General features: G+C 69.9%; 12 protein-coding genes. 10 read left to right on the top strand and 2 right to left on the bottom strand.

Annotation, left to right across the window (positions count from 1 at the left end; genetic code table 11):
- Nucleotides 1–175: 175 nt before the first annotated feature.
- From ACIOGX_RS26880 to ACIOGX_RS26865, 4 genes are all read left to right on the top strand, one after another.
- The gene (locus ACIOGX_RS26880) at nt 176–394 is read left to right on the top strand and encodes an MbtH family protein (protein WP_383964409.1); all 219 of its coding nucleotides are present in this window, start codon (nt 176–178) and stop codon (nt 392–394) included.
- 130 nt (nt 395–524) lie between these two features.
- Nucleotides 525–1364, top strand: coding sequence for a M23 family metallopeptidase (locus tag ACIOGX_RS26875; protein WP_401768300.1), 840 nt, complete (start codon nt 525–527; stop codon nt 1362–1364).
- A 152-nt stretch (nt 1365–1516) separates the two neighbouring features.
- Nucleotides 1517–2782, top strand: coding sequence for a glycosyltransferase family 4 protein (locus tag ACIOGX_RS26870; protein WP_356513554.1), 1266 nt, complete (start codon nt 1517–1519; stop codon nt 2780–2782).
- Complete coding sequence (locus ACIOGX_RS26865; RefSeq protein WP_401916959.1) at nt 2779–3702, top strand: hypothetical protein; 924 nt, start codon at nt 2779–2781, stop codon at nt 3700–3702. The genes ACIOGX_RS26870 and ACIOGX_RS26865 overlap by 4 nt, the downstream gene beginning before the upstream one ends.
- A 67-nt stretch (nt 3703–3769) precedes the next feature.
- Here the strand turns inward: ACIOGX_RS26865 and ACIOGX_RS26860 are convergent, their stop codons facing one another.
- Both ACIOGX_RS26860 and ACIOGX_RS26855 read right to left on the bottom strand, forming a co-directional pair.
- The gene (locus ACIOGX_RS26860; RefSeq protein ID WP_401916957.1) at nt 3770–4486 is read right to left on the bottom strand and encodes a BPL-N domain-containing protein; all 717 of its coding nucleotides are present in this window, start codon (nt 4484–4486) and stop codon (nt 3770–3772) included.
- Nucleotides 4487–4606: 120 nt separating this feature from the next.
- Nucleotides 4607–5617 carry an amidohydrolase family protein gene (locus ACIOGX_RS26855; protein ID WP_401916954.1) on the bottom strand — a complete coding sequence of 337 codons (1011 nt, stop codon included), beginning with the start codon at nt 5615–5617 and terminating at the stop codon, nt 4607–4609.
- Nucleotides 5618–6003: 386 nt separating this feature from the next.
- On the opposite strand from ACIOGX_RS26855, the gene ACIOGX_RS26850 reads away from it, so the two are divergent.
- The 6 genes from ACIOGX_RS26850 to ACIOGX_RS26825 all read left to right on the top strand — a co-directional run bounded on the left by ACIOGX_RS26850 (nt 6004) and on the right by ACIOGX_RS26825 (nt 12522).
- Entirely contained in the window at nt 6004–6783 is a 780-nt protein-coding gene (locus ACIOGX_RS26850) for an MBL fold metallo-hydrolase (protein ID WP_401916951.1), read from the top strand.
- A gap of 66 nt (nt 6784–6849) precedes the next feature.
- Nucleotides 6850–7989: an NAD(P)-dependent alcohol dehydrogenase gene (locus ACIOGX_RS26845; RefSeq protein ID WP_401916948.1), complete on the top strand. Its 1140-nt coding sequence runs from the start codon at nt 6850–6852 to the stop codon at nt 7987–7989.
- Between the two features lie 46 nt (nt 7990–8035).
- A complete protein-coding gene (locus ACIOGX_RS26840; protein ID WP_401916945.1) occupies nt 8036–8587 on the top strand; it encodes a VOC family protein in 552 nt (183 codons plus the stop codon).
- Entirely contained in the window at nt 8584–10302 is a 1719-nt protein-coding gene (locus tag ACIOGX_RS26835) for an FAD-dependent monooxygenase (RefSeq protein WP_401916942.1), read from the top strand. Before ACIOGX_RS26840 ends, ACIOGX_RS26835 begins: the two co-directional genes overlap by 4 nt.
- A 47-nt stretch (nt 10303–10349) precedes the next feature.
- A complete protein-coding gene (locus tag ACIOGX_RS26830; protein WP_401916939.1) occupies nt 10350–11210 on the top strand; it encodes a fumarylacetoacetate hydrolase family protein in 861 nt (286 codons plus the stop codon).
- 58 nt (nt 11211–11268) lie between these two features.
- Complete coding sequence (locus ACIOGX_RS26825) at nt 11269–12522, top strand: oxygenase MpaB family protein (protein ID WP_401916936.1); 1254 nt, start codon at nt 11269–11271, stop codon at nt 12520–12522.
- Nucleotides 12523–12563: the final 41 nt, after the last annotated feature.

Below are 12563 nucleotides of genomic sequence, written 5' to 3'. Positions count from 1 at the left end.
CCACCCGACCACCGACCACCCGACCACCGACCACCCGATCCCCGACCACTCGATCCCCGACCACTCGATCCCCGACCACTCGATCCCCGACCACTCGATCCCCGACCACTCGATTCCCGAACTCCCGCCCTGTTCCCCGGCCTTTGCCCCGCTCCCGTGAGAGGAATGATCTGTTGTGAGCACGAACCCCTTCGACGACACGGACGGTGTCTTCCATGTCCTGGTCAACGACGAGGGCCAGCATTCCCTGTGGCCTTCCTTCAGTCCGGTCCCGGCGGGCTGGACGGCGGCGCTGAGCGAGGTGGACCGTCGGACCGCCATCGACTTCGTCGACGAGAACTGGACCGACATGCGTCCGCGCACCCTGCGGGAGACATCGGACACCCCGGCCTGAACCCGATGGCCATAACGGGACATCGGATGGTACTGCTGAGGGTGGAGCCGACATCGGCCCGTGACTGACGGATCGTCCGTCTGCCGGAAGCACCCCCGCTTCTGGAAATGTGCGAGGGGTGTGCCTGCCGGTGACACTGTGGAAACGCCATGGCCTGCTGTTCGGTGCCGGAATCCTGTGCATCGCGGTGAACGTCCAAGGCATCGGACCGCTGTGGTACACGGGCGTCGCGCTGCTCGCGGTGGGGCTGTTCCTGCGCTGGGCCCTGGTACGGGCCCAACGCCCGCCCGGGGACCGGCGGCCCGTGCCGGTCCGGTTGCCCGCCACCGGCCGGTGGACGGCGCTCAACGGGCCTGCCACGAAAGTCCCGAGCCATACGCACAGCCATGCCCAGACCTTTGCCATCGACCTGATCCACAACCCGCCGCCGGGCGACGCGGACACCGCGCCCGCGCCGCCCCCCAACTGGTGGTGGCCCCTCGTCCGCCGTCCGCGTTCCTACCCGTCCTTCGGCAGGCCCCTCCTCGCCCCGGCCGACGGAGTGGTCGTCGCGGAGGCGAGCCGCCAGCGCGACCACCTGAGCCGGACGTCGCTGCCCGGCATGGCCTTCCTCTACCTGGAGGCCTTTGTGCGGATCATGGGATGGCCGTGCCATCTGCTGGGGAACTACCTCGTGCTGGACATCGGCGACGGTGTGTACGCGGTCTACGCGCATCTGCGGCGCGGCTCCCTGCGGGTGGGCGTGGGCGACCGCGTCACGGCGGGACAGGAACTCGCGGAGTGCGGGAACTCCGGCAACTCGTCCGAGCCGCATCTGCACTTCCAGCTGATGGACGGCCCGGACGTGATGACCGCGCGAGGTGTCCCGTTCGAGTGGCACTACCACGACGACGAGGGAAACGAACACCACGGCGTGCCGGAGGACTTGACCCACTTCTCCTCGGACCGGCCGGTCGCGCTGAGCGACTGAGTCACCGGAGATCCCGGGCGTCGGCCGGGCGCGCGTACGTGCGCGAACGGGTCATCGAACGTGAACGGGTCATCGGACACGGATTCGACGCGGTTGCCTCAAGATCGCATAACGCAGGCAACGCCACGGTGAACATCGCGATCCATACCCGCATGAAGATTTCTTTCCTCATACACAACGCCTATGGGATAGGAGGGACGATTACCACGACGTACAACCTGGCCGGCGCGCTGGCCGAGCGGCACGAAGTGGAAATCGTCTCCGTGTTCCGGCACCGGGAGAGCCCGAACCTGACCCCGGATCCGCGCATACGGCTGCGCCCGCTCGTGGACATGCGACAGGAGAGCGGACATCCGCTGTATCTGAACCCGGCGAAGGTGTTCCCCGCGTACGAGTACCGCTACGGGCAGTACAGCGAGCTCACCGACCAGCGGATCGGGGAGTTCCTGCGGACGACGGACGCGGACGTCGTGGTGGGCACGCGGCCGGGCCTGAATGTGCACATCGCCCTCCAGGCTCCGGCCCGGACCGTCCGGGTGGGGCAGGAACATCTCACCCTGGACAACCATCCGCCGAGACTGCGCCGCGTACTGCGCCGCGTCTATCCGCGGCTGGACGCCCTGACCACGGTCACCCACGCCGACGCCGCCGCGTACCGCAAGAAGATGTGGCTGCCGGGCGTCCGTGTGGAAGCGCTGCCCAACAGCGTCCCCGACCCCTCGCTCCCGCCCTCGGACGGCACGGCCCCCGTGGTGGTGGCCGCGGGGCGGCTGGTCCGGGTGAAACGGTACGACCTGCTCATCGAGGCGTTCGCGGCCGTGGTGGCCGAGCGGCCCGACTGGCAGTTACGCGTCTACGGCAAGGGCGAGGAACATGACCGGCTCAGACGGCTCATCGAGGAACTGGGCCTGTACGACAACGTTTTCCTGATGGGCGCCGCGACGCCGATGGAGGCCGAGTGGACCAAGGGCTCGATCGCCGCCGCGACGTCGAACTTCGAGCCCTTCGGCATGACGATCGTCGAGGCGATGCGCTGCGGTCTGCCCGTCGTCAGCACCGACTGTCCGCACGGTCCGGCCGAGATCATCAAGGACGGCGCGGACGGCAGGCTGGTGCCCGTCGGCGACCGTGAAGCGCTCTCGGCCGCCCTGCTCGACCTCGTACGCGACGACGAGGCACGCCGTCGGATGGGGCGCACGGCGCTGAAGAACTCCGAGCGGTACGCCCCCGGGCCGATCGTGGCACAGGCCGAGGAACTGTTCGACGCGCTGGCGTCGGCGAGGGCGGCCGGCCGCGCTCCCGCCGCGCGCACCACCGGTATCGACCGCGCGCTGGTGACCGGCGGCTACGCGGCCCGCGACGCCGCCTTCTCGGCGGCCAGCACCATCCTCAAGTCCGTACGGAAGGCAAAGCGATGAGCCCGGACCGCGACGGCGGCCACCGTGACGGCGGAAGCCACGGCGACGGCGGAAGCCACGGCGACGGAAGCCCGCGCGAGGAAGGGCCCGGCGCCGAGAGGCCGCGCCCTCGTGCCGACTGCACGGTGGACGGGGAGAACCGGATCGTCGTACGGCTCACCTCCCCGGCCGGCCCGGAAGCCCCGGACTCCCGGCCCCGGCTGCTGCTGCGTCTGCGTCCGCCGAAGGGACAACCCGAACAGGTCAGGCGCGTGTTCGCGCTGGAACCGGCCCCCGGCCAGGACCGCTGGCAGGCGACCATCGACCCGGAGCCCGCCTTCGAGGAAGGCCGATGGGATGCCTACGTACTCCCCTCGTCCGACGAACCGCGCCGACGGCTCCTCCCCGGCGTCCGCGACCTGCGGGCCCTGGTGACGGGCCGCGCTCCCGACAGCACGCGCTCACCCGTGGCGGTCCGGATCCCGTACGCCACCCTGGACGGCTATTTCGCCGTACGCGCCTGGCTGCGCCCCACACACGCGGAAGCGGACCGTATCCGTGTCGGCGACGGCGCGGCCACGGTACGGGGCCGGCTCTTCGGCGCCGGACTGGACACCGGGGCGGCGGCACTGCTGCGGCGCCGGGGGAGGGGCGGCCCCACTCGGGAGGTGGAGCTGACCGCCGAGAGCGATCACGCCTTCTCCTTCACCGTCGGCTACCGCGACCTGCTGAGCACACAGGGCGGCGCGGGCCCGGCGGTGTGGGACGTGTTCGTACGCCCGTCCGCCGGTGCACCCCCGATCCGGATGGCGCGGCTCCTGGACGACGTCGCGGACCGCAAGAAGGTCTTCGTGTACCCGGACACGGCAGTCGACGGCCTGACAGCGCGCCCTTACTACACGGTCGACAACGACCTGTCGGTGGAGATCACACCGGGCTGACGGGGCGGCCCCCGGGGCAGCGGTTCGGAAGGCCGCTCAGCGGGAGTCGTTCCGGTCGTGGCCGCGCTCAGCCGTCCAGCGCGCTGCCGACGAAGTCCACTGCCAGATCGTGTGTGTCCTGGAAGGGAAGCGGGGCGTCCTCGAACCAGTCCTCGGTGGCCTCCGGGTGGGGTCCCACGACGGCGACCCTGCCCGCGCCGTACGAGGTGACGAGGGCGGCGGCCAGATTGTTCGGGTACCTGGCGAGCACGGTCGTACCCGGACCGGGACGGAGCGAGAAATACGGTCCGTCCTGGAAGAAGACCAGGCGCCGACCGCCCCGCCACTCGATCTCGACCAGGGTGTCGTCCTCGGTCCTGACCGTGGCGCCCGGCGAGACGATGTACTGGTCGACCTCGCCGGGCAGGAGACCGAACCCCTCGTCCCGGCCGGCGAGGTAGCCACCGAGACAGAAGCCCAGGTAGCCGCCACCGTTTCCGACGAAGTCACGGATCGCCCCGGTGTGCTGCCTCATCTCCTGGTAGGCGGGGGTCAGGGAGCCGCCGCCCGGCTGCGCGTACAACCGGGCCCGCGCCAGCGTGCCGGACGACAGAGGCAATTCCCCCCGCGGCCCGGTGGTACGGACGTCCAGGCTCCAGGGGCCTCGTGAGAGCAGACCGACCACCGTATCGGCACAGTCCATGTCCTCCCGCGTACGCCCCCGATAGACGAGGGCCAGCGGGGACGCGTGGTGCGCGGCAGGAGCATCACGCGGGAGCCGGACACCGCCGCGCACGTCGTCCATGAGCCCCTCGATTCCCGTCGGCCGGCCGGACCTCCTGTATGACACCCTCACCACAGACACCACCGCACGCCACCGGAACGTTCATCCCCGCGCCTCGCGAACAGGTGGCTGCCGGGCGGATCACCGGCGAGGTCCTCGCCCGAAGCGGGGGAAGAGCGTGAGCGCGTTGTCACGCTCCACGCCGCGCAACTCGTCCCGGCTGAAGCCATCGAAGCCCGTCAGGTTGTCGATGTTGCGTACGACCGTGGGTTCCGGGGCGGCGGGCCAGTCGGTGCCGAAGAGGATGTGGTCCGCGGCGGTCACCTCAAGGGTCGGCAGCAGCGAATTGCGGCTTCCGGCGAGGGCCGTGTCGTAGTAGAGCCCGCGCAGTACCTCGGCGACGTGGTCCGGGTCGATGTCCGCGTCGTCCGGTCCGCGTCCCATGACGGTGTGTTCACCGATCCGCCAGCCGAGTGCGGGGAGCGCTCCGCCGCAGTGCGCGAGGATCAGGCGCAGTCCCGGATGGCGCTGGAAGACGCCGGTGTAGAGGGCGTTGGTGATCGTACGCGCGGTGTCGAAGGGGAACTCGACGACCGAACTCGGGCGGCCGAAGCCGAGGACATCGATGTGCGGACAGTCGGCCGGGTGCACGAAGACCGGCACGCCCCGCCGTGCCAGCTCCGCCAGCACCGGTTCGAGGGACGGGTCGCCGAAGTAGCGGCCCAGTACGTTCGAGGTCAGCACCACTCCGTCGAGCCGTAGCTCGTCCAGGGCGTACGCGAGTTCCGACAGTGCCACGTCGGGCCCGTCCGCCGGCAGGGTGGCGAAGGCTCCGAAGCGGCCGGGGTGCCGGGCGATCAGCTCGGCGTGCCCCTCGTTGATGATCCGCGACAGACGGGTTCCGAACTCCGGGTCGTCGTCCGACCCCGCGAACGCCATCGGCATGGACAGGAGTTGGGCGGCGATCTCCTGCCGGTCCATATAGGCGAGTGCGGCCTCCGGCGACCAGCGCACCGACATGCGATAGCCACCGGTCAGCCGGTGGCCCCGGGCCATGAGGACCGCGACGGCTTCGTCCGAGATGCCGTGAGTGTGGACATCGATGCGTTGAGCGGACACGGCGAGCACCTCTGCTTCCTGGTACAGGGACATGCTGACCACGCTCTGTCCGGCATCGCACGCCGACGAGGTTCCGACGGCGCTCCGGCGTGACATGCCAGGGACGTCGGGTGCGGTCGTTACGGCATCCACATTAGGCATTAAAGTGTTGGCAGTCAATTAATGTCTCAAGGTGATTGCCCTCAGTGCACGTGCCTATGTATCCAGTGTTGACCGTTTCAACTTCGCGGTCGGGATCGCGCGGCGATTCCGCGAACGCTCATTAAATTGACAGCCGACTCTTTAAAGTCTACGGTCGACACCACAACGGGCCCGCCTCCCTGGAGGCCGCCCCTCTCCGGCAGGCACTCGCCACCCTGCACACCTCACGTCGCCCCCTGTCCACGCGGGACGGGCGGGCCATCCTTTGGAGGGCTTCCATGCGCATCGGCGATGTGACAGTTCATCCCCTCTCCGACGGCATCGTGCCGATGCCCCCGAGCCTGCTCTACCCCGATGTGCCCGCTTCCGTCTGGCAGGGCCTGCCCGGCATCCTCGACGAGCACGGGATGCTCCAGGTCCCCTTCGGTGGCTTCCTGGCCACCGACCAGCGCGGAAACCGTGTCGTGTTCGACCTGGGCGGCGGGCTCGCCCCGCGGCTGCTGCCGGACGGTGAGCCGCCGCCCGTCCGCGAACTCCTTCCGGTGCGGCTGGACGAGCTGGGCTGCGCCCCCGGCTCCGATACCGACGTGGTGCTCAGCCATCTGCACATCGACCACGTGGGCTGGGCCTCCACCTCGGGCGTGCCCACGTTTCCCCGGGCCGGACACCACATCCACACCGCGGACTGGAAGCACTACGTGGACGGCGACGCGGATGACGCCGTGCGCCGCAAAGTCGGTCCGCTCCGTGACACGGCCCTGCTCTGGGACGGGGATTCCGTGGCGCCCTTCGACTGGCTGCGGCTGGTCCACGCACCGGGCCACACGCCGGGCACGTCCGTCGCGCTGATCGAGTCGCGGGGGCAGAGCCTCGCCCTGGTCGGCGATCTCTTCCACCACCCGGCGGCTCTGGACCATCCGCACTGGCGCTGCGGCTTCGACTGGGACACCCAGCAGGCGGCGGCCGCCAGGACGGAGTGGCTGGAGCGGCTGCGTACCACCCGTACACCCCTGGTCGGTCCGCACTTCCCCGGCCTCGAACCGGTCACGCTCCGCTGACCGATCCCGCTGTCGAACCCCCGAACCCTCGAACCCGCGAACCCGCGAACGATCGAAAGGCTTGCCATGGACCGCGCGAAGGCAGCGGTGTGCCGGCAGAGCGGCGACCTCTTCCGGCTGGAAGAGCTGACCGTCGAAGATCCCCGACCGGACGAGGTGCTGGTGCGCTTCACCGCGGCCGGGCTGTGCCATACGGATCTGGAGGTGGCGGCCGGACGTATGCCGACGCCCTTCCCGGTCGTCGCGGGGCATGAGGGCGCCGGTGTGGTCGAGGCGGTCGGCCCGGCCGTCACCGGGTTCACACCGGGCGACCGTGTGGTGGCGAGCTTCAGCTTCTGCGGCAGCTGCCGCAACTGTCTGAGCGGACTGCCCGCCTACTGCCCGGACCACCTCCCGCTGAACTTCGGCGCCCGGCGCGCCGACGGTTCCGTCGGACTGCGCGACGCGTCGGGCGAGCCGGTGCACGATCACTTCTTCGGGCAGTCGTCCTTCGCCCGCCACGGACTGTGCCGGCCCAGCAGTCTCATCAAGGTCCCCGACTCGTCCCTGTCCGACGACGTGCTCGCGCCGCTGGGCTGCGGCGTCATCACGGGCGCCGGAGCGGTGTGGAACGTACTGCGGGTCCCGCCGGGCAGCACGGTGGCCGTTTTCGGCGCGGGAGCCGTCGGACTGAGCGCGGTCATGGCCGCCGTGGTGGTCGGCGCCTCACGGATCATCGTGAGCGACACACACCACTCGCGGCTCGACCTCGCCGCCCACCTCGGGGCGACCGATGTGTTCGACGCCGCCGACGGTACCGACGCCGAAGGCGACGGGGCCACCGAAGGCAACGGGGCCGCGCGGGTACGGGAGCTGACCGGCGGCCGGGGCGTCGACTTCAGTGTGGAATCGACGGGCGTGCCCGAGGTGATGACGCAGGCCGTGGCCGCACTCGCCCCTCTGGGGAGCGCGGCGATTCTCGGTGTCGCCCCCGACGGCGCGGACGTGCGCACCAACGCCTTCGCACTCCTCGAAGGACGGACCGTGACCGGCTCCATCGTCGGTCACCAGGCTCCGGCGGTGCTCGTACCGCGGATTCTGGATCTCCACGGCAGGGGCCGCTTCCCGCTGGAAGCCATGATCCGTACCTATCCGCTGGACGACATCAACAAGGCCGTGGACGACGCGCGTTCCGGGGCGGTCGTCAAGGCCGTCCTGCTCCACTGAGCTCCGGCCCCGAGAAACTCTCCCTCACCGAACAAGGACACAAGTCATGTCAGGGATTCGTCTGTCCGAGGTCGTTCTGCGGACGACCGACTACGACCGCCTCTGTGATTTCTACTCCCTGCTGCTGGATCAGCCGCGGAGCGTGGAGATGACGCCGCCGCCCTCGGACGATCCGGATGAGCCGTCGCGTATCTGCTTCTTCGATTTCCTCTTCGAGCCGCCCTACACCCAGCGGATCGCGGTGTTCGAGTGTGAGGACATCGGTATCGGTCCGTCCTCGCGTGGACTGCATCATTTTCAGTTGCGGACACCGACGCTCGACGCGCTGGTCGCTCTGTACGGCACCCTCAGGGAGAACGGATACCTCCCTGTCGAGGTGTCCAATCACGGGCCCGGTACGAGCTTTTACTACCGGGATCCGGACGGCAACAAGGTGGAACTGTCGTCGTTGAACTTCTCCTCGCGGGACGAGATGCGGTCGTTCATGGCGACGGACGCGTTCAAGGGGAACCCGGGCGGTTTCCCGCTCGACCCGGAGCGTCTGGCGGCGGGCCTGAGGGCCGGCGAGGACCTGAGCGAATTGATCTGGGCGCGATGAACCTCGCCTCGGCGCCGGGCCCCACCGGTGACATCGGCGACGGCGGCGCGTACGACGTGGTGATCGTGGGCGGCGGCCCCGTGGGTGTCGCCGCCGCGGTTGAACTGGGCACCCGCCGCCTCTCCGTCCTCCTGGTGGAGCGTGGGGACGGGGTGGTCCGCTATCCGACGGCGGAGTCCGTCGATACCGCGTCCATGGAGCTGCTGCGCCGCTGGGGAGTTGCCGGCGAGGTGCTGCGCAGTGGCTTTCCCGCCGACGCGCGGCGCGACATCTCGTTCGTCTCGCGTATGACGACGTACGAACTGGCCCGGTTTCCCCGTCCGTCCAACGCGGACCGGCGTGACACCACGGATGGGCCGAGCCCGGAGGGGGGAGTGTGGTGGCCGAAGTTCTGGTTCGACCCCGTCCTGCGGGAGCGCGCCGCGGCCGAGCCCACGGTGTCCCTGCGTTACGGGTGGACCTGCCAGGGCTTCGAGGACGGTAAGGACGGGGTGAACGTGCGGCTCTCCTCCGCGGAGCACGGCGGCAGGACGGTACGGGCACGTCGTCTGGTGGCGTGTGACGGCGCGGGCTCCCCGATCCGCAGGGCGCTGGGCATCGGCGCGCTGCGCGACTCCGCCGATGTACGGGCACGCTGGCAGGGGGCGTTCGTCCGCCTGCCGGGGCTGCGTGAACGGATCCCGCACGCGCCCGCCGTGCAGTACTACCTGGTCAACCCCCGTCGTATGATCCTCGGTTCACTCGACGGCGGTGATCTGTGGCGCGTCACCTACCCGCTCGAGGACGGCGAGTCGCCCACCTCCGTCGAGGTCCATGCGGCTGTCGCCGAGGCGCTGGACCACGCTGCCGGGGAGGTCGAGGTACTCGACACCCGGGAGTGGAGTGGTGACGCGGTGGTGGCCGAGTCCTTCAGGTCCGGCCGGGTCCTGCTGGCGGGCGACGCCGCGCACCGGATGTGGCCCTCCGGCGGGCACGGAATGAACACCGGCCTCGGCGACGTGGCCAACCTCGGCTGGAAACTGGAGGCCGTCCTGCGAGGCTGGGCCCCCGACACTCTGCTCGACACCTACACCGCGGAACGCCGCCCGCACGCCGAGCGCCTGGTCCGCCGCGCCTGGCACAACTACCGCGCGGACAAAGCGATCCTGCCCGACCCGGCACTGGACGACCCGGCGAACGAAGAAGCCCGCGTCGCGGCGGGCGACCGGATCACCGCCACCCGCCGCACCGAGTGGCGCTCCCTCGGCGTCCAGCTCGGCGTGCACTACCCGGACTCACCCCTGATCGTCCCGGACGGGACGCCCGAACCCGCCGCCGATCCGGAGGAGTACGTACCCACGGCACGCCCCGGGCACCGCGCCCCGCACATCGCGCTGGCCGACGGGCGCTCCGTACTCGACCTCTTCCGCGGGCGATTCACCCTGCTGAACCTCGCGCCCGCCACCGACAGCGGACCCCTGGCCCAGGCATTCCGCAACCGCCGGATCCCCCTCGACGAGGAGTGGGCCGGTGCCCGCGGCGCCCGCGCGCTGTACGGCCGCGCCATCGCGCTGGTACGCCCCGACGGCATCGTCGCGTGGCGCGGTGACCACTGCCCCGCCGACCCCGACGCACTGGTGGACCGCGTGACGGGCAGCACGAGCGCCACCGGCGGAACGGGCAGTGCGGGAGGTGCGGCCGGTACGGGCGGTGCGGGCGCCACGGCAGAGAACTGACAGGCGGCGGCAGGGGATACGAAGCCCCTGCCCGAACGGAGAACACCATGCTGCTCGCACAGACCGGCGAAGGTATCGCACGGATCGGGCCCGACGGGCCGCGGCTCCTCGACCACTCCGGCGGAACGCTGGAGGACTTCATCGTCGAAGGGCGCCTGGCCGAACTCGCCGGCCTGCGGACCCGCGAGGAGATCGGCTGGGAGCAGGCCACGTTCGCTCCGCCGGTCAGACGTCCGGGCAAGATCGTCGTCATCGGCCTCAACTACCGTGACCACGCGGCCGAGACGGGCAGCCCGCTGCCCGCCCTCCCACGCTTCCATCTGATCCCCGGCTCCGCCGTCACCGCCTCCGGCTCTCTCGTCCACTTGCCGGCGTCCGCACCCGGCCGCGTCGACTACGAGGGCGAACTCGGCATCGTGATCGGCCGTACCGGCCGCGACATTCCCGAGGCGGCGGCGTGGGACTTCGTCGCGGGCGGGACCGTCGCCAACGACCTCTCGGCACGCGACATCCAGGCAGGCGAGAACCCGGCGCTGCCGATGGCCAGCCCGGCGGTCGGCAAGGGATTCGACGGCTTCAAGCCCCTCGGTCCCGCCCTGCTCACCACCGACGAACTACGCCTGCACGACGCGCTGGACATCACCACCGAGGTCAACGGTGTCGTCCGCCAGCGCTCCTCGACCGCCGAACTCGTCTTCCCGGTCCCCCGGCTCATCGCCTACGTCAGTTCGTTCCTGACCCTGGAAGCCGGCGACATCATCCTCACCGGCACCCCAGGAGGAACCGGCGTCGCGGAAGGACGGTTCCTCGCCGCGGGTGACGTCGTATCGGTGACGCTCGACACGATCGGCACGCTCACCAACACGCTCGCCGCTCCGCACACCCGGCGCACGTCACACCGCCGGTGAACCGGCGGATGAACTGACCGGCGACGTAAGGCCCAACTCAGAGAAAGTGGTGACAACCATGACACAGTCAGCTGAAGTTCCCATCCCGGAGGCCTTCGCGTACTTCCGTACGATCGACACCCCCGCGGGGCGGTCGCTCAAGTGGAAGCTGGAGAAGTACGCCAAGAGCCACCTCGACATCTCCGCGGAAATGGTGACGGCGTTCGGCCGCGCCATGAACACCGGGGACCGGCTCGGTGACACCTACATCGACGCCGCCTTCGCCTCGCCCAAGGGCAAGTCCCGCGCCAGAAAGGATGTCGAGCAGGCCCTCCTCGGCGGCGTCGGGAGCGTCAAGGACCCCTCCCCGGAACTGGTGGCGCTGTTCGAACAGATCAACACCGACCCGGAGTGGGTGGACTGGGCGAAGGTCGAACACGGCGCGGAGGTCTTCCGGCGGTACGGCAAGGAGCTGTATCCGTACTTCGGTATGTCCACGTTCAACGCCTACGCGCTGGAAAGCGTCGCCAAGCCGCTCGCGCTGACCGGCGCCTACACGGGCGGGTCGGCGTTCGGCCGGTTCCTGGAAACCTCCCGTCTCTGGACGGACACCACCGAGCCCGGGGCCCTGCGCCCCGGCGGTGTCGGACGCCGCTCCGCGGTGTTCGTGCGCACTCTGCACTCGATGATCCGCCACACCCTGCTGCCGCATCCCGAGTGGGACCGGGCCAGGCTGGGCATGCCCATCAGCCAGTTCGCGCAGACGGGGACGCTGCTGCTCAGTTCGTTCGCCCCCGGGATGCAGCTCAAACTTCTCGGATACCGGCCCACCGACGGTGACATCGAGGCGATGATGCACCACTGGCGCTATGTCGGACATCTCATGGGCGTCGAGCCGCCCTGGTACCCGGAGACCGTGACGGACGCGTTCAAGGCCCAGTTGCTGATGGGGCTCGCGGAGGAACCGAAGATCGACCGGGATTCCCAGGAACTGTGCCGGTCGTTCATGGACACCTACCTCCCCCCGGAGGACGCTCGGGGGCTGCGTCAGGTCTACGGCAGACTCCGCTACAAGGCGCAGCTCGGTCACGCGCGTTTCTATCTGGGCGAGGAAAGCTACAGCGGTACGGGCCTGCCCGATCCCGGACTGTGGCGCCTGGCTCCGCTGGCCAGGGTGATCCCGAACGTGACACGCGAGACTCTGCGCCGGAACATCCCCGGCGTGGCCGGGTGGATCGACCAGACGCACCGGCGCGCGCGTCACGAGTTCCTCGACAAGAACCTTGAGGGCGGCGAAGCGAAGTTCAAGCCCGTTGACACACTCACCCGCTAACGGGATGGCCGCCTGAACCGGGCCGGTTCGCTCCGATCGAG

The sequence above is a fragment of the Streptomyces sp. NPDC088147 genome (assembly GCF_044741565.1).
Taxonomy (GTDB): domain Bacteria; phylum Actinomycetota; class Actinomycetes; order Streptomycetales; family Streptomycetaceae; genus Streptomyces.
The sequence above is the reverse complement of the archived record's forward strand: the minus strand, read 5'-3'. Positions and strand labels throughout refer to the sequence as shown.

Excerpts from the sequence above, each read along its gene's own strand:
- ACIOGX_RS26825 (WP_401916936.1), top strand. The coding sequence starts at position 11,269 with ATGACACAGTCAGCTGAAGTTCCCATCCCGGAGGCCTTCGCGTACTTC.
- ACIOGX_RS26840 (WP_401916945.1), top strand. The coding sequence starts at position 8,036 with ATGTCAGGGATTCGTCTGTCCGAGGTCGTTCTGCGGACGACCGACTAC.
- ACIOGX_RS26860 (WP_401916957.1), bottom strand. The coding sequence starts at position 4,486 with ATGGACGACGTGCGCGGCGGTGTCCGGCTCCCGCGTGATGCTCCTGCC.
- ACIOGX_RS26845 (WP_401916948.1), top strand. The coding sequence starts at position 6,850 with ATGGACCGCGCGAAGGCAGCGGTGTGCCGGCAGAGCGGCGACCTCTTC.
- ACIOGX_RS26855 (WP_401916954.1), bottom strand. The coding sequence starts at position 5,617 with ATGTCCCTGTACCAGGAAGCAGAGGTGCTCGCCGTGTCCGCTCAACGC.
- ACIOGX_RS26865 (WP_401916959.1), top strand. The coding sequence starts at position 2,779 with ATGAGCCCGGACCGCGACGGCGGCCACCGTGACGGCGGAAGCCACGGC.
- ACIOGX_RS26850 (WP_401916951.1), top strand. The coding sequence starts at position 6,004 with ATGCGCATCGGCGATGTGACAGTTCATCCCCTCTCCGACGGCATCGTG.
- ACIOGX_RS26830 (WP_401916939.1), top strand. The coding sequence starts at position 10,350 with ATGCTGCTCGCACAGACCGGCGAAGGTATCGCACGGATCGGGCCCGAC.
- ACIOGX_RS26870 (WP_356513554.1), top strand. The coding sequence starts at position 1,517 with ATGAAGATTTCTTTCCTCATACACAACGCCTATGGGATAGGAGGGACG.
- ACIOGX_RS26835 (WP_401916942.1), top strand. The coding sequence starts at position 8,584 with ATGAACCTCGCCTCGGCGCCGGGCCCCACCGGTGACATCGGCGACGGC.